Origin of the sequence: Halobacillus alkaliphilus (assembly GCF_900113125.1) — a bacterium.
In the GTDB taxonomy this organism is placed as follows: domain Bacteria; phylum Bacillota; class Bacilli; order Bacillales; family Halobacillaceae; genus Halobacillus; species Halobacillus alkaliphilus.
Window position 1 is genome coordinate 36968 of the sequence record NZ_FOOG01000015.1, and the last position, 21382, is coordinate 58349.

The following is a 21382-nucleotide window of genomic DNA, read 5'->3' on the forward strand; positions in this document are numbered from 1 at the left end:
CCCTGTTCTTATGATTCGCTTGGTATATGAGCAGGTATTGGGTCAATTGTATTTCTTTCCTGGTTAAACCAGCTGAAGAATATATAGGCAATGATCGCTCCGAAAATTATTTCTTGAGTAATTTTCATGATGATCCCGCCCAGTTGCTGATCTTCAACTAAAGGCATTGGCGTAAAGTAGCTTGGGCCACTTAAGTTGGCTGCGATATCATTTAGTACATTAGCGGGCACACATAAACTCATTGCCTGAATCCAGGCCCCGGATTGGGAATAGGTCTCGTATAAAGGAGTTCCTGCAAAGATAATTAACCCACAAGCAGGAGTTATTAGTACTCCATTGGCAAAGATAAAACCAATCTTCATAATCGGACTAAGTCTATTTAACTCCTTAAGCGGAGGAAAGACAGACAACCACATCACAAAAGCCGTAAACAAAATGACCGTAGTAATAATGGCGTGTGCGATTTCATCAGATTTAGCATAATCAAAAATCACAGGCATGTGGTAAAGAGAAAATAAACCATTAAATAACAGAAGCGACAAAAGAGGCTTTGTGAAAAAACGCAGTATATTTCCCAGTCCTTTTACTTGGAAAAGCTTCTTCCATATCCAGGACGGCAATCCTTTAATAACGAGTATTGGAAATAGCAGATAATAAAGGGCCATCTGCGTCATATGAGCGGTAAACATAATGTGACCTAGTAGATCTACGGGCGATCCCTTAATCACGTAAAGCAGAACCATACCTGAATAGAACATCACTTGTTGGGATATAGAAGGATGTTCTGCCCCTTCCGGTCTTTTCGGTCCGGTTATATAAAAATAAAGAGCCGCTAACAAACAGACAAATAGTAAATAAAAAGGACTCCATAATGCTCGGAAGCCGAATATTTGAAGTTCTAACCACATTGGCATCTCACCTCAGTTTAATTTCTTTCTTCTCTATTTTAACTAACTTTCCATAAAAAAACGAGTCCTTCAAAGGGAGATCAGGGATTGTTCATAATTTAGCCATAACTTCCACAGGCATACAAAAAGACCGGAAGCCCGGTCTTTTTGTAATAAGTTACCTATTATCTTTTTAGTTGAATTACCACCAGATAATGGAAGAAAAAGTGATAATGGTAAGTCCCGCTACCGCAGCGCCACCATACATCATCATGGCAGGCATATTATGGCCTTTATTCTTCATGTGCATGAAGTAATAAAGTTGGAATACCACCTGTACAAGAGCCAGGATAATTAACGTTGGGATAACGAAATAGGAATTCACTTCCATGATCACCATGCCAAAAGCTACAAAGGTAAACAGAATCATAAGCACAAAGGTAATAACCTGCTGCTTCATCTCCTCTTTATGCTGCTTCTTCTCATATTCCATCTGTCTTGTTGGCTTCGAATGGGAGCTATTTGACATTGATTAACCCACCTTTCCCATAAGGTAAACGACTGTGAAGATAAACACCCATACGACGTCAATGAAGTGCCAGTAAAGGCTTGCTACATAGAATTTGGGAGCATTATATAAATTCAAGCCGCGTTTTTGATTTCGGATCATTAACGCAACGATCCAGGAAAGTCCAAATAGAACGTGTCCTCCGTGAAACCCGACCAGTGTATAAAAGGCCGATGCGAAGGCTGAAGACCCAAAAGTAAACTCATACTCATGAACATAATGAAGAAACTCGTATATTTCACAGCCCAGGAAAGCTAGACCCAGAAGAACAGTAATAGCCAGCCATGTCTGCATCTTACGAAAATCGTGATTCTTCATGTGGTACATGGCATACACACTTGTGAGTGAGCTGGTTAACAACATCATGGTCATTAGAAAGACAAGCTCAAGTCCAAACAAGTGTTCAGGAGTATTTTCCCCTGCAGTAGAGCCGTTTAATGCAATATAGGTACCGAATAGACTGGCGAATAATACAGTTTCTCCGCCAAGGAAAAACCAAAAAGCAAGAAACTTATTTTTACCTTCAAGGGTGGCTTTTTCCGGATCATGCGGCATATGTTTCGGATTCAGTACATCTTCATGACTCATTATTTGCCAACCCCCTTCTTAATATCTTCTTCTAACTCTTCTTTATGAATATGGTGTCCAAGATCATCTTTCAAGGAACGGATCAACATAGACCCAAGAGTAATCGCCATACCGACTACAGCTGCCACGAGCCACGTTTTATCATCCGTTTGATAAATAAATCCGAATCCTGCGATAAATAAACCTAAGGACATTGTGAACGGCAGGATGGAAGCGTTAGGCATGTGAATGTCGCCAAGCGGTTCTGCTGGAGTCATCCCTTCTTTACCTTCCGTTTTTTCCACCCATAGCGGGTCTAAACCACGTACTAACGGTGTTTGTACGAAGTTGTAGTGTGGCGGTGGTGAAGGCATTGTCCATTCTAATGTACGGCCGTCCCAAGGATCGCCACTCACTTTCTTCTCCTTAACTGCTGTATAAACCACGTTGATTAAGAAGATCACGGAACCAATAGCCATTAAGAAAGCGCCAATCGTACTAATCATATTACCGGCTTCAAGTCCTTGTCCCTCAAGGAAAACCCAGTAACGTCGCGGCATACCCATTAGACCTAGGAAGTGCTGAATAAAGAACGTTAAGTGGAAACCAATGAAAAATGGCCAGAATGCCAATTTACCAAGTTTTTCATTAAGAACTTTACCAAACATTTTCGGCCACCAGTAATGAAGTGCTGCAAATATACCAAAGACCACACCGCCGACAATAACGTAGTGGAAGTGTCCTACTACGAAATAAGTATCATGGTACTGGAAGTCAGCTGCCGCCGCCGCAAGCATTACGCCGGTCATGCCTCCAATAGTAAAGGAAGGAATGAACGCTACAGACCAGAGCATAGCTGAAGTCATTCTAATCTGTCCTCCCCACATCGTGAAGAGCCAGTTAAATATTTTTATTCCTGTTGGAACAGCAATCGCCATCGTTGCTACAGCAAAAATGGAGTTGGCAATTGGTCCCATACCTACGGTAAACATATGGTGAGCCCACACCATGAAACCAAGGAAACCAATTAATACGGTTGCGAAAACCATAGCTGAGTAACCGAACAATCGTTTTTTAGAAAAAGTGGAGAATATATCACTAAATGCTCCGAACAAAGGAAGAATTAAGATATATACTTCCGGGTGTCCGAATATCCAGAATAAGTGCTCCCAGATAATGACGTTTCCGCCTTTAGCTACATCAAAGAAGGCTGCACCAAACATACGGTCAAACATCATAAGGAACAATCCTACAGTTAAAGCAGGGAATGCAAATAAAATCAGTGTACTTGTAACGAACGTAGACCACGTAAACAGCGGCATACGCATGTAGGTCATACCTGGTGCTCTCATATTAACGATGGTTACCAGGAAGTTAATCCCACCGATTAGTGTACCTGCTCCTGAAATCTGAAGCCCCATCACATAATAATCGACTCCATGGCCCGGTGACGTGGTGGATAGCGGTGCATAGTTCGTCCACCCTGCATCAGGAGCTCCTCCTGTAAACCAGGAAACGTTTAGCATCAGACCTCCAAAAAGAAACAGCCAGAACCCTAAAGAGTTCAGGAATGGGAATGCTACGTCTCTTGCCCCTATCTGTAATGGTACAACCGCATTCATTAAAGCGAATATAAGCGGCATGGCTGCTAAGAAAATCATGGTCGTACCATGCATGGTAATCATTTCATTATAAAGCCCGGCAGCCAGGAAATTATTATCTGGTTTCATCAATTGAATTCTTATTAACATGGCTTCAAGCCCGCCGATTAAGAAGAACAGACCGCCTGCTACCAAATAAAGATGTGCAATCTTCTTATGGTCCACAGTAGTCAAGTAATCCCAAATCGCAGCGCCGAGCCCACCTTTTTGCGCTGCTGTAGTACTCACGCTTTAACCTCCCTTTTCAAACCTCTTTCTCATTTTAAAACTATTTTACTTATCTGTATTTTTTGTAGGAATATCGTTTCCGACATCCGAGTGTTTAAGTTGAAGTAAATAGTCAGCAATTTTACTTGCTTCCTCTTCGCCCACAATATTTGCCGGCATGTTATTGCCCGGCTTGAATTCATCCGGATTAACAATCCAATCTACCAGATTTTCTTTGGACGGCTCCATAATGCCGGCAAGTTTCTCGCGGTTTCCAAAGTTTGTAAGGTTTGGCCCTACGCCGGCTGAGGATCCTCCAATTGCGTGACAGCTCATACAGTTATTATTAAATAATTCCTGCCCCTCTTGAGCTTGAGTAGTCTCCGGTGTGGCTTCAGGATCTACGTTCTGCATGTCTTCTTTCCATTGTTCGAATTTATCAGGACTGACTGCCACGACCCGGAAGTCCATCAAGGAATGGGAAGGACCGCATAATTCTGCACAGTGCCCCCAATAAACTCCTTCTTCGTATGCTTCTAAGTACATCGTGTTCATATTCTCACCAGGGTTTGTATCCATTTTTCCGGCAATAGAAGGAAGCCAGAAAGAGTGAATAACGTCACTGGATTTAAGATTTAAGTATACGCGCTCCCCTGTAGGGATATACATTTCCTGACTTATGGCAATTTCTTCTTTTGGATAGTTGAAGTGCCACCAGTACTGGTTTCCTGTAACCTCGATCGTCATAGCGCTTTCATCTTCCTGAGATGATTGATCCGCTAAATCAAAGGTAGCCTGCACGGTTGGCACAGCTAATACAAGAAGTAAAATAATTGGAATCACTGTCCAAATTACTTCCAGTGCTTTATTACCTTCCGTCTGCTTTGGAATAACGTGCTCCTGCCCTTTCTTCTGTCGATAACGGATAAGGACAAATGCATAAATAGCCATTACGATAACAAATACAAAAATCATGATCGCAATGCTGATCATCATAAGATCTAATAATAATTCCGCTCCGTAGCCCTTAGGTTTCAAGGCACTAAGATTATCTACACCACAACCCGACAGGATTAAGGTAAGAGCTCCGAACAGTGCCAGAGTACGGAATTTTCCCATCCAACCTCTCATAAGTGATACCTCTCTTTCTCTTGTATAGTACTTTATTTATTAAGGAACTGACTCAATAAAAATTGAGTCAGTACTTTAAAAAGGAAACGGCAGTGTAACTACAACCATCATTAAGAACATGATTGTCAAATAGTTCAAAGAATAAACAAACATCCATGTAGCCCACTTGTAATCATCTTTCATAAAGAACCCGTAGATGCCAAGTACGAGCCAGCCGGCTGACAGCGTGAAAGCTATAATTAAAAAGATGCTGCCTAAAGAAGCCAGATAAATCGGCAGCGGAAGTAGACACGCTACATAGATAACAATTTGACGCTTCGTCATTTCAAACCCATGTACGACAGGAAGCATAGGAATACCAGCTGCTTTATAGTCTTCCTTTTTCTTCATCGCTAATGCCAGAAAATGAGGCGTCTGCCATATAAACATAATTAGAAACAAGATGATCGCTTCAAGTTGAAGTCCAGGATCGATAGCTGCCCATCCGATTAATGGAGGTACAGCACCTGAAAAACTTCCAATCACCGTGTTAATGGTGTACCGTCTCTTCGACCACATCGTATAGAGTACGACGTAAACAAACCATCCAAACGCTCCAAAGAGCGCGGCTTCTACCGTGGTAAATAACAGAACCACAACCCCAAGAAGAGAGGTGCTGATTCCGAGTCCTTTAATAAGAGATAATGACATCGTTCCGGTCACGGTCGGTCGATTCTTTGTTCGCGACATAATTGGATCAATATCTCTATCATACCAATTGTTAATAATACAGCCACCCGCTATCACTAAAGCGGTACCGGCCATGGTCAACAAGAAAGTGACCCAGTGGTCTATAAAAGAAGATCCTGTGAAATGCAAAGCAAGCCAGAATCCTGCAAATGTTGTTATTAAATTGGAATTGATGATACCTACTTTAATCAGACTCTTTATATCAGCTAACATTGAAGATTCACGGACAGGTGTCTGCCCGATCATATCTGTAGAAGCGGATTCGACTGTTCTAGGGTTGTCCATCGTAATATCCTCCTCCTTCTACCTTCTTTACACTTCCTTTACATCTTCTGATGAGTGTAAAGTTGAGAGGTTTCTACCTCTAAAATCCTTTGAGGTCAAGAAACATCAAGGTAATTGTATCATGGAATTGGGCTTCTATCTATTTAAACAATAGATTTTTATTAATTTGTGACAAATCCGTGACATCTTTCACAGGCCAAAATCCCATGTTGTACCTATTGTAACGCACAGCTTGTTATTATAGGCTGACATTTATTGACTATTTCTTGACGATTGTGATCCACCTATTTATTTCTAGCAAATTCCAGGCCGGAATGCAAGGTTTCATTCATAAAAAGTAAAAATAATGTTACATTCAGTAATGGTTTTTAAGAAATCACTCCCGACTATAGTTTCAGTTTATAGCCGTAATATATATTTTGTTTTTACAGTAAAGCTCCCGTTTGTTGAAGACTCGAATTCGAGACTTTTGTGGAAATTAGGTCCTGCGGGGGACGATCTCGCTTTCCGGCCCTGCACGACGCAGGGTCGTTCGACGTTGCCACACGACGTGGCGTTCTTAGTCGAACCTCTTCTGTGGTAAGCTTCCTCAGGCTTCGCCTTCCGGGATCTTACCGATCATGTTCATCCCACAGGAGTCTTCATCGTCCACCTCCGGACCTTGCCGAATCAGAAGCTCGAAATCCACCAAAAATGCCTGCTAAAATTAACTGGAAAGCGAAAGAGTATCTAACTTATTTAAGTATGCAATCCCTGATAATAAGGGGTTAAGGCTGATCCAGAGCGATACCTCTCTTATAGAAGGGTCCGTTCACTCCTCAATCATAGGATGGCGGAGGAAACGATGAGACTCCCGCGGGAGAAGGAGCGAGGCGAGACCCCACAGGGAGTGAATGAAGCGACCGAGGAGGCTTGCCAGTTCCCCCGTAGGAAAGCGAGTTGTTTCCGCAGCCATCCCACTCTCTTTCTTAGCAACGGACCCACAATACCTCGAATTCGAGTCTTCAATTAACCGGCCCTTTAGTTTAATAACCTGCATATTTAAAACTGCCACCAACGTTTAAACACTCGGTTATGATCGACTAACAATTAGTCTTGGCTCCCTTTCTTCATATTTACTCTGTTACCTATGTAGACATCAAAAAACGATCTGCCCTATAACGAACAGGCAGATCGTCCAAACTATTTACTCAAATTCAATCAATAGGTCTCCCACATGAATAGCTTCATTATTTTCCACATAAATTTCCTTAATTACACCATCAAATGGAGCCTGGACAGTCGTCTCCATTTTCATTGCTTCCGTAATCATCAGGTGATCGCCCTTTTTCACACTTTCACCTGGAGCAGAAATTACTTTAATAACGGTTCCCGGCATACTGGCGCCGATATGTTTTGTATTTGATTTATCCGCTTTAGGACGCTGTTGAACAGTGGCTTTTACATTTTCGTCTCGCACCACTACTTCACGCGGTTGACCATTCAACTCAAAATAAACGGTCCTTGTACCATCCACTTGCGCTTCACCTATTGAAACCATTTTTACAATCAGCGTTTTCCCTTGTTCAATTTCCACTTCTATTTCTTCACCGAGACGCATTCCATAGAAAAATGTAGGTGTATCCAGTACGGACATATCTCCATACTGCTCTGTGAATTTTTGATAGTCCATGAAAACTTTTGGATAAAGGGCATAGCTGATCATATCAAAGCTTGTCACTTGACGATCCAGCGAGTGAAATAATGTCTCTTTCAGGTTATTGAAATCTACAGGATCCAAGAGCTCTCCCGGTCGAACCTGAAGCGGCTCTCTGCCCTTAAGAACAATACGCTGCAGCTCTGCAGGAAATCCTCCGTAAGGCTGGCCAAGATAGCCCTGGAAGAATTCTACTACGCTGTCTGAAAAATCCAGAGAATCACCGCGATCATATATATCATCTTCGTTTAACCCGTTTTGAACCATGTAAAGCGCCATGTCTCCCACGACTTTTGAAGAAGGCGTCACTTTTACAATATCTCCGAACATGTCATTCACACGGCGGTACATTTTTTTCACTTCATCCCAGCGGGGACTTAGCCCTACTGCTTTAGCCTGCTGCTGAAGGTTACTGTACTGTCCCCCTGGCATTTCATGTTCATAAACCTCTGTATGAGGGGCCATCATGCCGCTTTCGAAATCAGCATAATATTTTCTCGTATCCTCCCAGAAATGGCCAAGCTTTTCATACGACTGAATATCTACGTCAGGCTTTCTTTCACTTCCTTCAAGGGCATAGTACAGGCTGTTTGCACTTGGTTGTGAGGTTAAACCTGCCATCGGTCCTGCAGCTACATCCACCACGTCTACTCCTGCTTCTACGGCTCTAGCATAGGTAAAGATACCGTTTCCGCTTGTATCATGTGTATGCAGGTGAATCGGGATATCAATGGCTTCTTTCAGAGTGGTGATTAATTGGTAAGCAGCTTCAGGTTTTAAAAGTCCTGCCATATCTTTGATCCCTAAAATATGCGCGCCCGCAGCCTGTAACTCTTTCGCCACTTTCTTATAATATTCCAAGTCGTATTTAGGTCTTGTGGAATCCAGAATATCCCCGGTATAACACACTGCAGCTTCTGCAACCTTATTGTTCTGACGCACAGCATCAATGGTCAGCTTCATGCCTTCCACCCAGTTAAGACTGTCAAATATACGGAACACATCGATCCCTGCACTGGCACTCTTTTCAACAAATTCACGAATTAAATTGTCAGGATAATTTTTATAACCTACAGCATTGGAAGAGCGAAGCAGCATTTGGAAAAGGACATTAGGCGCCTTTTCTCTTAATTTAAGCAATCGCTCCCAAGGATCTTCTTTCAAGAAGCGGTAGGATACATCAAATGTAGCTCCGCCCCACATTTCCAGTGAAAACAACTGGGGAAGCAGCCGGGCAGTTGGTTCCGCGATATTCTCTAAATCTTTAGTCCGGACTCTTGTCGCAAGAAGAGACTGATGAGCATCACGGAAAGTTGTATCCGTTAATAATACTTCAGGACGCTCCTTCAACCATTCTGCTAAACCTTCTGGCCCTCTTTCATCTAGAATCTGCTTTGTGCCTGTAGGCATAGACTCAGAAAATTTTAAGTCTGGTACTCTTGGATTATGAAAGGTTGGCTTCTTCCGGTTACCATAGCCTTCAAACCCATTGATGGTCCGATCAGCTATATAGGAAAGCATCTTGGTACCACGGTCTTTTCTTTTAGGAAAAACAAACAATTCAGGAGAACGATCAATAAACATCGTATTATATTCACCGTTCAAGAATTGCTTGTGCTGAATCACATTTTCCAGGAAAGGAATATTTGTTTTGATGCCCCGAATTCTAAACTCTTTTAAATTACGGACCATTTTATGGGCAGCCTGGTCAAAATTCAATGCCCATGTTGATAATTTAACGAGCAGAGAATCGTAGTAAGGAGAAATGACAGCACCCTGAAACCCATTTCCCGCATCTAGACGTACGCCAAAACCTCCTCCGGTCCGGTATGCCATAATCTTTCCGGTATCCGGCATGAAATTGTTAAGAGGATCTTCTGTCGTAACCCGTGACTGAATAGCATATCCATGCGTTCTGATTTCGTCCTGGTGAGGGATCGCAACTTCTGAGCTATGTAAAGCATGACCCTCAGCTATCAGGATTTGAGTCTGAACGATATCGACTCCCGTAATCATTTCCGTAATGGTATGCTCTACCTGGACTCTTGGATTAACTTCTATAAAATAAAATTCGTTCCCCGTCACTAGAAATTCAACGGTTCCTGCATTGATATAACCTACATTATCCATAAGCTGAACAGCAGCATGACAGATCTTTTCTCGTAACTGTGCATCTAAAGATACGCTGGGTGCCACTTCGACCACTTTCTGGTGACGCCGTTGCACCGAGCAGTCTCTTTCATAGAGATGAACGATATTTCCCTCATGGTCTCCGATAATCTGAACTTCGATATGCTTTGGTTCTTCAATCAGTTTCTCTACATAAACATCAGCACTGCCAAAGGCTGCCCTGGCTTCGGAACGAGCTCGGTCATAGGATTCTGATAACGTTTCAGCACTGCGGACAACTCTCATCCCTCGTCCCCCGCCGCCCATAGCAGCTTTAATCATTAGCGGGTAACCATGTTGATCGCCAAATTCGCGTATCTCTTCCAGTCCGTCTACAGGTCCATCACTTCCGGGAATAACAGGTATGTCTGCTTGAACAGCCTGGTCTCTTGCTTTTACTTTATCGCCGAACATATTTAAATGCTCACTTGTCGGACCGATGAAGATCAGCCCTTCTTCCTCACATCTACGGGCGAAAGCGATATTTTCTGATAAAAAACCGTACCCCGGATGAATGGCATCAACGCCGACGCTTTTAGCAACTTCGATAATGTTTTCAATATCGAGATAGGCATCAATCGGTTTCTTTCCTTTTCCGACTAGATAGGCCTCATCCGCTTTATAGCGGTGATAGGAGCCAGTGTCTTCTTGAGAATAAACCGCTACGGTACGTATGTTTAACTCGGTACATGCCCGAAAAACTCGGATAGCAATTTCTCCGCGGTTCGCTACTAATACTTTATTAATTTTTCTTAGTTCTGCCACGACCTCACTCCTCCATTAGTCCTGTATCGTTTCGTACTCGTCTGCTCTGGCACTTCGTACTCCTCGCCCTCTTCTTCCTTCGCTTTAACGGTTCTGGCAATGTTATTCAAAATACCGATTGCAAACATGAGAATGATCAAGGATGAACCTCCATAGCTTACAAACGGTAGTGTGACTCCCGTAATGGGCAATAGTCCGCTCATGACTCCGAGGTTGATCATTGTCTGTATAGCAACCATCGAAGAAATACCAATGGCGAGCAGTGCACCGAATGCATCACGGCATTTTGAAGAAATGTAAAGGCCTCTTAAAACAATCAGTCCCAAAAGTCCTACAGTAATTGCGACTCCAATAAATCCGAGTTCCTCTGCAATAACGGACATAATGAAATCGGTATGCGGCTCTGGTAAGTACCCCAGTTTCTGGACACCCTGGCCGATCCCCTCACCTGAAAGCCCGCCAGTTCCAATAGCTACGTAAGATTGTATCAAATGATAACCATCACTATCAGGAGATTCAAAAGGCTGATAGGCTCCTGAGAAACGTTCCAATCGTTCATCCGTTACCATTTGTGAACCGCCTACCACAAGGATGGCAGCCGTCACACCAACTAAAAACAAAATATGTTTTCCTCGAATACCAGAACTCATAATGATGAGACTGGCAATTAATCCAATGACAGCAGCTGAACCAATATCCGGCTGCCTAATTATTAGACCGAGGATCACCATCGTTAAAATGAGCGGGGGGACAACAGCTTTTGAAAAATGAGTAATGTATCGCTGCTTCTTTGCAAACACAGAAGAAAGGTAGATAATCAGCCCAACCTTAACAAACTCAGCTGGCTGAAAGTTCATAAACCCTAAGTTGTACCAGGACACAGCATTATTCACTTCATTTCCAAAGAAAAATAAGCCTACAAGCAATAAAATCATAAGCAGTACAACGAGCTTAGAGAGACGCTTCCAGTGCCGGTATGGAATTAAAGAAACGGTAATCATAAGAAACAGACCAATTACAAACCATTGCAGCTGTTTTATAAAAAAGTGGTTACTGGAAACACCAAGCTGAATCGGACCATAAACCATACTTGCACTGTAAATCATGATGGTGCCGAAAGCTACCAGAGCAATAGGGGCAAATAATAAGCTAAAATCATACGTTTTTAAATGTCGAATCATGTTTATTCATCCCTACTTTATATATTTGTTCTCTTTCATACTGCAAAATTCCTTCTTATCTTAGATTTCATTTCTATATGTATGAGCTTTATGCTCATTTTTACAAAAAAAACTCAAATTACAACAGAACTTGTCGCAATTTGAGCTTGTCCATTCATGATCTTTGAGCAGCCTCATGTAAGACGTTTAGTTGTTGTTCCAAATTATCTAATATTTGTTTACCTTCCTCTTCGCTGATTAAATCCAGCCGGACAGCGAAATGGATTTCTCGTGATAAACCGAACATTTGTGTATCTAAAACTTCCTCATAAAGTGGACACTGAGGCATAGTCAAATTGTCCATCTGTACTTTTATTAATTTTAAAATCTTATCAGCGTCTTCTTTTAGAAGGGCGTAGGCTTTCTCACGATGATCCACAGCCACATCAGACAACATCATTATCCCCTCCCATTACAGTCATTCTTTTAATAATATTATCGTCTGGGAAGGAAAATTGCAAGATTCAATTAGCTTATCTACTTAAAAAATTGACAGATCATAACGATTCGACAATAGTTCCAAAAGTCTGAGTCCAACGACACTATTCCCCTTCTCATCGAGACTGGGGCCATATACAGCAATCCCGCCGAATCCGTTAAGAGAGGCCATTACCGAGCCTGAAACTCCGCTTTTAGCAGGCATCCCTACTTTAATCGCAAATGATCCAGATGCATCGTACATACCGCAAGTAACCATAAACGTTTTACAGATCCGCGCAAAGTGTTTAGGAATGATTTGACGGCCGGAGTCCAAATCTCTTCCTTCATTGGCAAATAGTGCGCCAATTCTTGCTAGCTGAGGAACATTCACTTCGATGGCACACTGTTTCGTATAAGCATCGAGTGTTTCTTCTACGCTGCCTGTAACAATCTGATGCTGCTTCATATAGAAAAGGAGAGAACGATTCAAGAAGGCCGTTTCGAACTCAGAGGCTGCTACTTCTTCGTTATATCCGATCGTATGATCATCCGTCATTTCGTGGACAAAACTTAGAAGACGTCCCACCTTTTCATCCGGAGTGTCACCGTGAATCATGTGTGTAACTGAAAGAGCTCCAGCATTAATCATAGGATTTAAAGGCTTGGAAGGGAGCTGCTCTAATCGATATATTGAATGGAAGGGATCACCTGTCGGCTCCATCCCGACATGATCAAACACATAGTCTTCTCCATTATCCATTAATGCTAAAGCGAGAGAGATGACCTTTGTAATACTTTGCAGGGTGAAAGTTGCCTCAATCTCCCCAGCGTGTATAGAACTGCCATCTATATAATGAATCGCAACAGCCAGTTCTTCCGGGTTCTGCCGGGACAATGCAGGTATATAATCAGCCACCTGCCCATCATAGGCATACGGCCTGACGTTCTCTAACCATTCTTCAAGAATTTCCGTGGTGATTTCTTTATTCATTGTAAAAGACCTCCTTTTAATGAAATCGACTTCATTTTTTGCTATGATTTGGATGGATGATTTTTAAATGAAAGGTGGCTGCATCCATGATTGTTCAAATACAAGGAAATGTTAAATTTCCAATCACGCTAGATCCTACAGTTTGGATATTTGATGACCGTAAAATGACATTCGATCAAGTATTTCACCCTGAGAAAGCAAAAGCCGAAGAGGAAGAAGAAGATGAAATAAAAAGGAAGTCTTTACGATTCACCAGGGAAGTTTATCAGCAGAAGCTGAACCCTCCCGTCAATAAAAGCATACGCCGTCAGGAAAAAGAACAAATATTAAAAGGTACATTTCTTATGCCACTAAAACCTTTTCTTCATACAAGTGAGCCAGACTCAGAAGTGAAGGAAGCGGCCCTGGTGACGGATGAAGGCGAAGAGACGATCTCAGCTGATCAGCTTGCAGAATCAGTCCTTCTATTCGCCGAAGAAGGAAAACCATTGAAGGAAAATGGACCGGTACATCTTTATTTTAACGATGGTTCTAACCGTTCCCATCCAATCAAAGGAATTAAAAAAATAGTTATGAAATAAAGAATGGGGCAGCTTTTTCAGCTGTCCTTTTTTGTATATTTTTTCAGTTAAAACACAACCTAGAACTAAAAAGTGGTGTGCCAATTGAAAAAATTATTTTTTGTAGTTGTATTACTGTTCCTCGCAGCGTGTCAGCAAAATGACGAAGAATCTCTTTTACAAGAGAGACAGGGTAATTCTGAATTTCAATATGTCAGCGATTCTGATCCAGTTAATCGAAAAAATATGACCAGTCAGCAAATTGCCCGCCGCCTGGCGAATCTTGCGGTTGAAGTCCCTGATGTTCATGATGCTACAGCCATCGTTTTAGGCAATTATGTAGCCGTAGGAGTGGACGTAGACAAAGATTTAGATCGTTCTCGGGTGGGTGTTATAAAATATTCCGTCGCAGAAGCTCTTAAGCACGACCCTTATGGTAAACAAGCGCTTGTCATAGCTGACGCTGATGGGGTAGAACGCTTGCGTGGCCTTGGCAAGAAAATGTCCCAGGGGCATCCAGTGGAAGCGGTGACCGATGAACTTAGCCAGATCGTTGCTCGCTATATGCCGGAAGGCCCGGCCAACGACACTCCGCCTACTAATCCTAACCAGGAGTCCATCCCTAAGAATGAAAATAAGAAACTGAATCAAATTGAAAAAGAACAATCCAAGGAACAGTGACAGAAAAACAGCTAAATCCTTAAAGGATTTAGCTGTTACTTTTTTCTAAGATTTCTCTCTCTTTCTCTGTCAGTTCATTATAGTATTGAACACCAAACTGAGAACCCTCGGACACCATCTTCGCATTATCATGGTCTGCTGTTTCTTCAGGTCTTCCAGCTTCCTCTACTGGCAGGTTATCTTTTTGACTGAAATTATTTTTTACTGATTTAGCCTTATCAACGACTTGCTTTCTATTCTCTTCATCTTTCATGATGTAAGCAATCGCGCCTCCGGCAACGGCTCCTAATGTGGTATAAATCCAACGTTTTTTCACAATAACCATCCTTTCTAATTCTTCTATATTTACCTTTCCCCTCCATGTAAAACTCAAACATGAAAACGGATAAAATTACACTTATATCCATCAAATATGTTATGATAGGTACAATGATAGTCAGTATTGAGGTGAGAATTGTGCGTGTACAGTGCGTTATTTGCGACAACATTGAAAAAATTGACAGTTACTGTTTGCAAGCCAAACGATTGAGAAACAGACGGATTCACACTTATATGTGCCAGACCTGCCACGACCGTATTGAAGAAAACACAAAAAAGCGGCTGGCTACCGGTCAATTCCGCTTCAATCGTGAGCGAAAAAAAGAACATCATCTGCCATAGTGGATATTTACTAATAATAAAGGAAGGCTCCCGATAGATGAGGAGCCTTCCTTTTTTAGGATTGTTTCTCTTTTCGTTCCCTGTGCAGGCGCAGCCTGTAAACACCCATGATCAGAGCAGCTACCATTAAACTTTCTGGAAGTGGCAGGTTCAAACCTAAAATCAGGGTCAATAGAAAGGTGCCAATAATAAGTACCGCATAAACAACTACCGTTTTCATAAGCGGCAGTTTCCTGGCAAAACCCAGTTTGAATGTAATAATAGCCAGAATTACTGTGGTTAAGTATAAAAGCAGAAAGGAACGAAATAACATCCCTACTTCCGATTCATCATTCATGTTTACTTCATTGCCGAGGCCCTGAAAAAAGAAATCAGCGATTGGCCATAAATCACTAGGGACGGTCAATGTTGTGTTATCTGCCATGATGTTCCTCCTCGTATTCTCCTCTTTTCTGTATTTTATGATACTAGATACGTTCTAAAGAAGCTACCCATTCAACAATTTTCATTTTTTGGACAAATCCTTTATAATAGCTTTTGAATAGGGGTGAACTTGTTGAAGAACTTTCAAATGAACATGGGTGTATTAGCCTTCTTTGTCATACTATCTTTTATTTCAGTAGGCTTTGCTATTGGTCAGGAAAATTTCTGGCTCGCCGGCTTCTTTTTTATACTCGGTTTTGTCATTATGAGTTTTGGATTGAGATTGAAAAGAAAACTGAATGCATAAGAAAAGCGACCCCTTTTAGCGGTCGCTTTCTTTTGTTTTGAGCTGTACATAGTCGTCGATAATCTCGTCATATATATTGGAGCGGCACGCTAAAACGGTGGTTGAATTTAATAGATCAAGTTCACCCTTATCTGCCCGTGTTACGGTTCCTCCTACTTCTTCCACCATAATTGCCCCAGCCGCATAATCCCACGGCATAAGCGACATCGTCAGATACCCATCTACTATTCCTTCAGCAACAAAAGCAAACTCAAGAGCAGCTGAACCATAGGATCGTGTGCTGCGAATGGTTTTTACTAATTCCTGAATACTTTCATGCTCCACGTGTGGATTTTCAGGAATCAGCCATGTTGTATTTAATGTAAGAATGGATTCTTTAAGTGGTCTTGAATCATTAAGATTAGGAAGCTGTTTTTCGTTTTTAAAGACTCCTTGTCCTCTTTTAACCGAATACAACACGTCCTCCATCACATTATATATGAAACCAATTTCTCCGACTCCGTCTTCATATATACCAATCGAGATCGCAAAGTTTCGTTTTTGGTGAACAAAGTTCATCGTACCGTCTATTGGATCGACAATCCAGACGGTGCCTTTTAAATCCTCTAAAGAATCTCCAAAGCCTTCCTCACCTAATAACAAATGGTCAGGATAACTGCTTCTGATTTTATCCGCGAAGAATTGCTCAGTCTTTTGATCCATTTCCGTCACTAAATCATTTGGATTCGATTTCGTCTGAATTGACCTTGGAGCATCAATATGGTCTCGAATATGGGACCCTGCTTCCAAGATCCATTGCTTAGCTTGTTCAAAAAGCTCTTCTTTTCTTTTTATATCCATGTTCTCATACTCCTTTACATCAGATGGTTTCTATCATATCAAAACCCGGGGGTTTATTTCACATATTTAAACCAAAAACTCTGTTAAATCTCCATGTTGATTATCACAGATAAACCCCCGTTACTTGAAGGCTCAGTTTCCAGATAAATTGAGTCCGTTACTCTATGTGGAAGAGGGGTGGTGGGGAAATAACTCTTCTTGTTCCATCACCCAGACACTCGACCCATAAGCCGTTCATCAACGGATTGGAAAACCGCCATCCTTTTGATGCTCGGCTTATGCTGTTCGTGTCTTTCGGGGTGATTCCACATTTGATCACTTTCCTATGGCCCTACACGACGCAGGGTCGATCGACGCTGCTTCGTGCAGGGCCGCGGAAAGCGAATCATCCCCCGCAGGACCTTAACTACAAACCAACATCTCGAAACTGAGTCTTCAATTATACGGCCTTTAGTTGAATAAGCCGTTTATCAAAAATCAGCAAAGATATTTAACAGGAAAAATCAAAAAAAACAAGCAACTTTATTGTTGCTCGTTAATTGATAGACCATTCAATAAGCTGTTTACGAAGTTCGGCGAGTCTGTTCTTACTTTTCTTTATCTGGGCTTCATCCTCCGCTAGCATTGCATCATGCAATGTAACCAATTCGTAATCAATTTCCAAACGGATCACTGGGAGCTTTTCTTCAGCTTCTCTTTTACGCAGCGCTTCCATGACATGTTTCATTGCCTATCCCCTCCCTTTCAAATCCTTACTATATATATATGTGGCACTTGCTTGAGAAGTTTCAATTAGATTACTTATATGTAACCCATTTTTAGAAAATTCAAACCCTTGAAACAGATTGCTTAGTAAAGATTTTGACGTGTGGTAAAATAAGATCGATTGTTTACCTAGGAGTTGATAGAATGACTAATTTTGAAGGATTTACTCAAAGAGATTTTGACGTTTTCACCATTCCGGGACTTGAAAACCGTATGGAAGCTTTAAAGGAGAATATTTCTCCCAAACTAGAAGCAATTGCCTCCGAGCTTGCTCCCGATGTAACGGCGATGACCGGGGATGAGATGTTTGTACATGTAGCACGCCACGCAAGGCGTAAAACGAATCCTCCAAATGATACTTGGGCCGCTTTAGCTTCGAACAAGCGAGGCTATAAAAAACTTCCCCACTTCCAAGTAGGCTTGTGGGAAACACACGTATTTATCTGGTTTGCTGTGATATATGAAAGTCCTATTAAAGAAAATTATGCCGATACGCTACAATCTCATAAAAAAGAAATTATGAATCATATTCCTGATCACTTTGTCTGGTCCGGCGATCACACCAAGCCTGAAGCCATCTCTCATAGCGAGGTGAATTCTGACAAATTTGATGCCATGACCGACAGACTCAAGAATGTTAAGAAAGCAGAGATCCTGTGTGGGCAGCAAATCGAGCGGAATGATTCCAGACTTAAGGATCCTGAGGGTTTTATAAACCTCTGTAGAGATACGTTCCAAACACTCGAACCACTGTACCGCTATACAAAAAAGCTTGATTAGAAAAGCAGCCGCTTCACTTTGCGGCTGCTTTAAAATTATCGTTCCATTTTTATTTTGTCTCCTGCTGATGATTCCTTCGCTTTTTTAACTGTACGATAGCAAGAATATCCTGATTCTTTTTCAAACTGGCCACATAGCTTTTTTTCTTCACTTTTAGAAGGGACAATTTGTTTAAAGCGTGTGTACGACAGTAAAAGATCGTCACGGTTCACTTGTTTCTCATACGCTTGTTCGACCATCGAATAAAAGTTTACAACATCGATAATTTCCTCTTTCGTCCAGTATATTTCATCAATTGGATAATGATAGCTCATTCTATACCTCCTTATGTACCTAACTCCATTTACTGCGTATATCTTCGGCCTCTTGAATGATCCGTCTAAATAATTCAGCGACTGAAGGCACATCTGTGATACTGGAAGCAACTTGTCCTGCCCAGGCAAATCCCTCTTCTACTTCCCCTTCATAAATGTATCTCTTATTCGCTTCGCCGCCAATATAATCTTTTAAACCTTCATAACCCCGATCCTCGGCCTCAAGCTTTAATATTTCCTCCGTCCAAGGGTTTTTCAAGGCTCTTGCAGGCGCCTTTAAACTTCTTTTTATAACGGTAGTAGATGTCTCCGATGCATCAATCAACGCTTGTTTGTATGAGGAATGGGCGTGGCGGCATTCTTTTGTGGCTATAAACCTGGTCCCCATTTCGATACCTTCGGCCCCCAGCGCAAGCGCTGCCATAAGTCCCCGGCCGTCCCCAATACCGCCGGAAGCAATCACAGGAATGGATACCGCATCTACCACTCGTGGCGTTAAAACAAAAGTACCAACATCATCTCTTCCTATGTGGCCGCCTCCTTCCTGACCAACAACCATAACGGCGTCTGCGCCCAGTTCTTCCGCTTTCTCTGCCTGCCGCCTGGCAGCAACAAGTACAAGGGTCTTAATTCCTTTTCCCTTTACCAAGTCCAGTACAGGCTTAGGATCGCCTCCTGTTACCGAAATAGCTGGAACCTTTTCCTCTATAGCCACAGCAACCATATCTTCAAATGGCCTACGTTGTTGACCAATGGCAAAATTCACACCGAATGGATTCCCGGTTAAGGTACGTAATCGCTTAATTTCTGCGCGCAGTTCATCCGGGCTATTCATGCTCATCGCTGTTATTTGACCAAGACCTCCTGCATTAGAAACGGCAGCCGCCAGCTCCGCGTATGCGAGATAAGCCAGTCCTCCTTGGATAATAGGGTAGGTAATCCCTAATTTCTCTGTCACTTGGGTGTTCCAATTCATGGCTTCTCCTCCTTTTAAGAATAGTTTACCATGAGGTCTAACATGAAGCACGAGCCTGGTTTTTTTACTAGCATATGTAAGGGTACTTTGCTATAATTCACATGCTTTCTATTATAAAGAGGTGCTTATACGTTATGAATCAAAACGAAACTCCTTTATTTACAGGTGTTAAAAACCATGCAGATAAAAAACCAACTCAATTTCATATACCAGGCCATAAAGGCGGCAAAGGGATGGATAAAGAATTTCAGCAGTTTATAGGCGAGAACGCCCTTTCAATCGATTTGATTAACATTGAACCTTTGGATGATCTTCATCATCCCCAGGGAATGATCAAGGACGCTCAAAACCTCGCAGCTGAAGCTTTTGGAGCCGATTATACTTTTTTCTCCGTTCAGGGAACTTCCGGAGCCATCATGACGATGATTATGAGCGTCTGTCAACCAGGAGATAAAATCATTGTACCCCGAAATGTGCACAAATCGATCACGACAGCCATCATTTTCTCAGGTGCTAAACCTGTATTTATTCACCCTGAGCTTGATAACAGGCTTGGCATTTCTCACGGTATTACACCAGAAGCTGTTGAAAGAGCCTGTACGGCTCATCCCGACGCTAAAGGTGTGCTTGTAATTAATCCGACTTATTTTGGAATCACTGCTGACCTCAGTCATATCGTGGATATTGCTCATTCCTTTGATATTCCTGTACTAGTAGATGAAGCTCATGGTGTACACATCCATTTTCATGAGCGGCTTCCGCTTTCTGCTATGCAGGCAGGTGCAGATCTTGCCGCTACAAGTGTTCACAAGCTTGGCGGGTCCCTTACTCAAAGCTCGGTGCTAAATTTAAGAGAAGGTCTCGTATCTCATGAACGAGTACAGACAATAATGTCGATGCTCACGACAACATCTACCTCTTATATTCTATTAGCTTCTCTTGACACAGCAAGGCGCCATCTGGCCATGAATGGACATGAACTTATGGAGAGCTGTATCAGGCTTGCGGACAGTGCGCGTAAAAGCCTTAATCAAATTCCATCTATTTATTGTCCAGGAGACGAAATTTTAGCCAGTGATGCTACGCATGACTATGACCCCACAAAGCTGATCATCTCTGTCAAAAATTTAGGTATCTCCGGGTATGATGTGGAAGTATGGTTAAGAGAAAACTACTCCATTGAAGTCGAGCTTTCAGACCTATACAATATCTTATGTATTATCACTCCTGGAGACAGAGAAGAGGATGTTGAACGGCTAATTGAAGCTCTAACAGACCTTTACGAGCAATCCTCCGGAACAGTTGAAACAAAGGAAATAGTGGTCAAGGTACCTGACATTCCTGTACTATCACTCTCACCCCGGGAGGCGTTTTATGCGTCGACAGAAGTGTTGCCCCTGCACGATGCTGTAGGTCGGATTAGTGCTGAATTTGTAATGGTTTATCCACCGGGTATTCCAATTTTTATACCTGGGGAGATCATCACAACTGATAATATCGCTTATATACATGAAAATATTCAAGCAGGTCTCCCTGTGCAAGGGCCTGAAGACTCAACCCTTGAAACGATTCACGTCATTACTGAACAGAAAGCCTTCAAGTAAAAAAGCCCGCTGCCAGAAATGGCAGCGGGCTTTTTGCGTCTTTTATTTTTCCGTTGTATGGCACGTAGGGCACGTGCTGTAAAGGGTTGATACCTTTTCATTTTCGTAGTGTTCAATCACTTTTTGACAGTCTTGACAAACGATTGTACCCATTAACATCCACTCCTTATAATTTG

At 42.1% G+C, this 21382-nt stretch carries 23 protein-coding genes; 6 read left to right on the forward strand and 17 right to left on the reverse strand.

Annotation, left to right across the window (positions count from 1 at the left end):
- Nucleotides 1-8 precede the first annotated feature (8 nt).
- From ctaG to glsA, 10 genes are all read right to left on the reverse strand, one after another.
- Nucleotides 9-908, reverse strand: coding sequence for a cytochrome c oxidase assembly factor CtaG (ctaG, locus tag BMZ06_RS10085; RefSeq protein ID WP_089751919.1), 900 nt, complete (start codon nucleotides 906-908; stop codon nucleotides 9-11).
- A gap of 181 nt (nucleotides 909-1089) precedes the next feature.
- On the reverse strand, nucleotides 1090-1416 hold the full coding sequence (gene ctaF / locus BMZ06_RS10090) for a cytochrome c oxidase subunit IVB (protein WP_089751920.1): 327 nt from the start codon (nucleotides 1414-1416) through the stop codon (nucleotides 1090-1092).
- Nucleotides 1417-1419: 3 nt separating this feature from the next.
- A complete protein-coding gene (locus tag BMZ06_RS10095) occupies nucleotides 1420-2043 on the reverse strand; it encodes a cytochrome (ubi)quinol oxidase subunit III (protein WP_089751921.1) in 624 nt (207 codons plus the stop codon).
- Nucleotides 2043-3911, reverse strand: a complete 1869-nt coding sequence (ctaD, locus tag BMZ06_RS10100) for a cytochrome c oxidase subunit I (protein ID WP_089751922.1) — start codon at nucleotides 3909-3911, stop codon at nucleotides 2043-2045. Before ctaD ends, BMZ06_RS10095 begins: the two co-directional genes overlap by 1 nt.
- 45 nt (nucleotides 3912-3956) lie before the next feature.
- Nucleotides 3957-5021: a cytochrome c oxidase subunit II gene (gene coxB, locus BMZ06_RS10105; protein WP_089751923.1), complete on the reverse strand. Its 1065-nt coding sequence runs from the start codon at nucleotides 5019-5021 to the stop codon at nucleotides 3957-3959.
- Between the two features lie 75 nt (nucleotides 5022-5096).
- On the reverse strand, nucleotides 5097-6035 hold the full coding sequence (cyoE, locus tag BMZ06_RS10110; protein ID WP_089751924.1) for a heme o synthase: 939 nt from the start codon (nucleotides 6033-6035) through the stop codon (nucleotides 5097-5099).
- Between the two features lie 1186 nt (nucleotides 6036-7221).
- Nucleotides 7222-10665, reverse strand: coding sequence for a pyruvate carboxylase (pyc, locus tag BMZ06_RS10120; protein WP_089751926.1), 3444 nt, complete (start codon nucleotides 10663-10665; stop codon nucleotides 7222-7224).
- The gene (gene ftsW, locus BMZ06_RS10125; protein ID WP_089751927.1) at nucleotides 10653-11846 is read right to left on the reverse strand and encodes a putative lipid II flippase FtsW; all 1194 of its coding nucleotides are present in this window, start codon (nucleotides 11844-11846) and stop codon (nucleotides 10653-10655) included. Before ftsW ends, pyc begins: the two co-directional genes overlap by 13 nt.
- 154 nt (nucleotides 11847-12000) lie before the next feature.
- Nucleotides 12001-12282: an Fpa/YlaN family protein gene (locus BMZ06_RS10130; RefSeq protein WP_041601302.1), complete on the reverse strand. Its 282-nt coding sequence runs from the start codon at nucleotides 12280-12282 to the stop codon at nucleotides 12001-12003.
- Nucleotides 12283-12366: 84 nt separating this feature from the next.
- Nucleotides 12367-13296, reverse strand: a complete 930-nt coding sequence (glsA, locus tag BMZ06_RS10135; RefSeq protein WP_089751928.1) for a glutaminase A — start codon at nucleotides 13294-13296, stop codon at nucleotides 12367-12369.
- An 86-nt stretch (nucleotides 13297-13382) separates the two neighbouring features.
- On the opposite strand from glsA, the gene BMZ06_RS10140 reads away from it, so the two are divergent.
- Together BMZ06_RS10140 and BMZ06_RS10145 are read left to right on the forward strand one after the other, a co-directional pair.
- On the forward strand, nucleotides 13383-13877 hold the full coding sequence (locus BMZ06_RS10140) for a hypothetical protein (protein WP_089751929.1): 495 nt from the start codon (nucleotides 13383-13385) through the stop codon (nucleotides 13875-13877).
- A gap of 84 nt (nucleotides 13878-13961) precedes the next feature.
- Nucleotides 13962-14537, forward strand: coding sequence for a YhcN/YlaJ family sporulation lipoprotein (locus tag BMZ06_RS10145; protein WP_089751930.1), 576 nt, complete (start codon nucleotides 13962-13964; stop codon nucleotides 14535-14537).
- Between the two features lie 28 nt (nucleotides 14538-14565).
- On the opposite strand, the gene BMZ06_RS10150 is transcribed toward BMZ06_RS10145, so the two are convergent.
- Entirely contained in the window at nucleotides 14566-14853 is a 288-nt protein-coding gene (locus BMZ06_RS10150; protein WP_089751949.1) for a hypothetical protein, read from the reverse strand.
- Nucleotides 14854-14993: 140 nt separating this feature from the next.
- Here BMZ06_RS10150 and BMZ06_RS10155 point away from each other — a divergent pair, with 140 nt between their 5' ends.
- Nucleotides 14994-15197 (forward strand): YlaI family protein, encoded by a 204-nt coding sequence (locus tag BMZ06_RS10155; RefSeq protein ID WP_087946069.1) that lies wholly within the window; start codon nucleotides 14994-14996, stop codon nucleotides 15195-15197.
- Between the two features lie 55 nt (nucleotides 15198-15252).
- On the opposite strand, the gene BMZ06_RS10160 is transcribed toward BMZ06_RS10155, so the two are convergent.
- Nucleotides 15253-15621 carry a YlaH-like family protein gene (locus BMZ06_RS10160; protein WP_089751931.1) on the reverse strand — a complete coding sequence of 123 codons (369 nt, stop codon included), beginning with the start codon at nucleotides 15619-15621 and terminating at the stop codon, nucleotides 15253-15255.
- Between the two features lie 123 nt (nucleotides 15622-15744).
- Between BMZ06_RS10160 and BMZ06_RS10165 the strand changes: the two genes are divergently transcribed.
- Nucleotides 15745-15927, forward strand: coding sequence for a DUF5325 family protein (locus BMZ06_RS10165; RefSeq protein ID WP_089751932.1), 183 nt, complete (start codon nucleotides 15745-15747; stop codon nucleotides 15925-15927).
- Between the two features lie 15 nt (nucleotides 15928-15942).
- Here BMZ06_RS10165 and BMZ06_RS10170 read toward each other — a convergent pair whose 3' ends face one another.
- On the reverse strand, nucleotides 15943-16767 hold the full coding sequence (locus BMZ06_RS10170) for an inositol monophosphatase family protein (RefSeq protein ID WP_089751933.1): 825 nt from the start codon (nucleotides 16765-16767) through the stop codon (nucleotides 15943-15945).
- Nucleotides 16768-17302: 535 nt separating this feature from the next.
- Entirely contained in the window at nucleotides 17303-17494 is a 192-nt protein-coding gene (locus tag BMZ06_RS10175; protein ID WP_041601301.1) for a hypothetical protein, read from the reverse strand.
- 182 nt (nucleotides 17495-17676) lie between these two features.
- Here BMZ06_RS10175 and BMZ06_RS10180 point away from each other — a divergent pair, with 182 nt between their 5' ends.
- Nucleotides 17677-18312 (forward strand): YktB family protein, encoded by a 636-nt coding sequence (locus BMZ06_RS10180; protein ID WP_089751934.1) that lies wholly within the window; start codon nucleotides 17677-17679, stop codon nucleotides 18310-18312.
- Between the two features lie 35 nt (nucleotides 18313-18347).
- Here the strand turns inward: BMZ06_RS10180 and BMZ06_RS10185 are convergent, their stop codons facing one another.
- Complete coding sequence (locus BMZ06_RS10185; RefSeq protein ID WP_089751935.1) at nucleotides 18348-18626, reverse strand: UPF0223 family protein; 279 nt, start codon at nucleotides 18624-18626, stop codon at nucleotides 18348-18350.
- A 19-nt stretch (nucleotides 18627-18645) separates the two neighbouring features.
- Nucleotides 18646-19602 carry an NAD(P)H-dependent flavin oxidoreductase gene (locus BMZ06_RS10190; protein WP_089751936.1) on the reverse strand — a complete coding sequence of 319 codons (957 nt, stop codon included), beginning with the start codon at nucleotides 19600-19602 and terminating at the stop codon, nucleotides 18646-18648.
- A 134-nt stretch (nucleotides 19603-19736) separates the two neighbouring features.
- On the opposite strand from BMZ06_RS10190, the gene BMZ06_RS10195 reads away from it, so the two are divergent.
- Nucleotides 19737-21206: an aminotransferase class I/II-fold pyridoxal phosphate-dependent enzyme gene (locus tag BMZ06_RS10195; protein WP_089751937.1), complete on the forward strand. Its 1470-nt coding sequence runs from the start codon at nucleotides 19737-19739 to the stop codon at nucleotides 21204-21206.
- Nucleotides 21207-21248: 42 nt separating this feature from the next.
- Here BMZ06_RS10195 and BMZ06_RS10200 read toward each other — a convergent pair whose 3' ends face one another.
- Nucleotides 21249-21359, reverse strand: coding sequence for a GapA-binding peptide SR1P (locus BMZ06_RS10200; RefSeq protein ID WP_087946068.1), 111 nt, complete (start codon nucleotides 21357-21359; stop codon nucleotides 21249-21251).
- Between the last annotated feature and the right edge of the window lie 23 nt (nucleotides 21360-21382).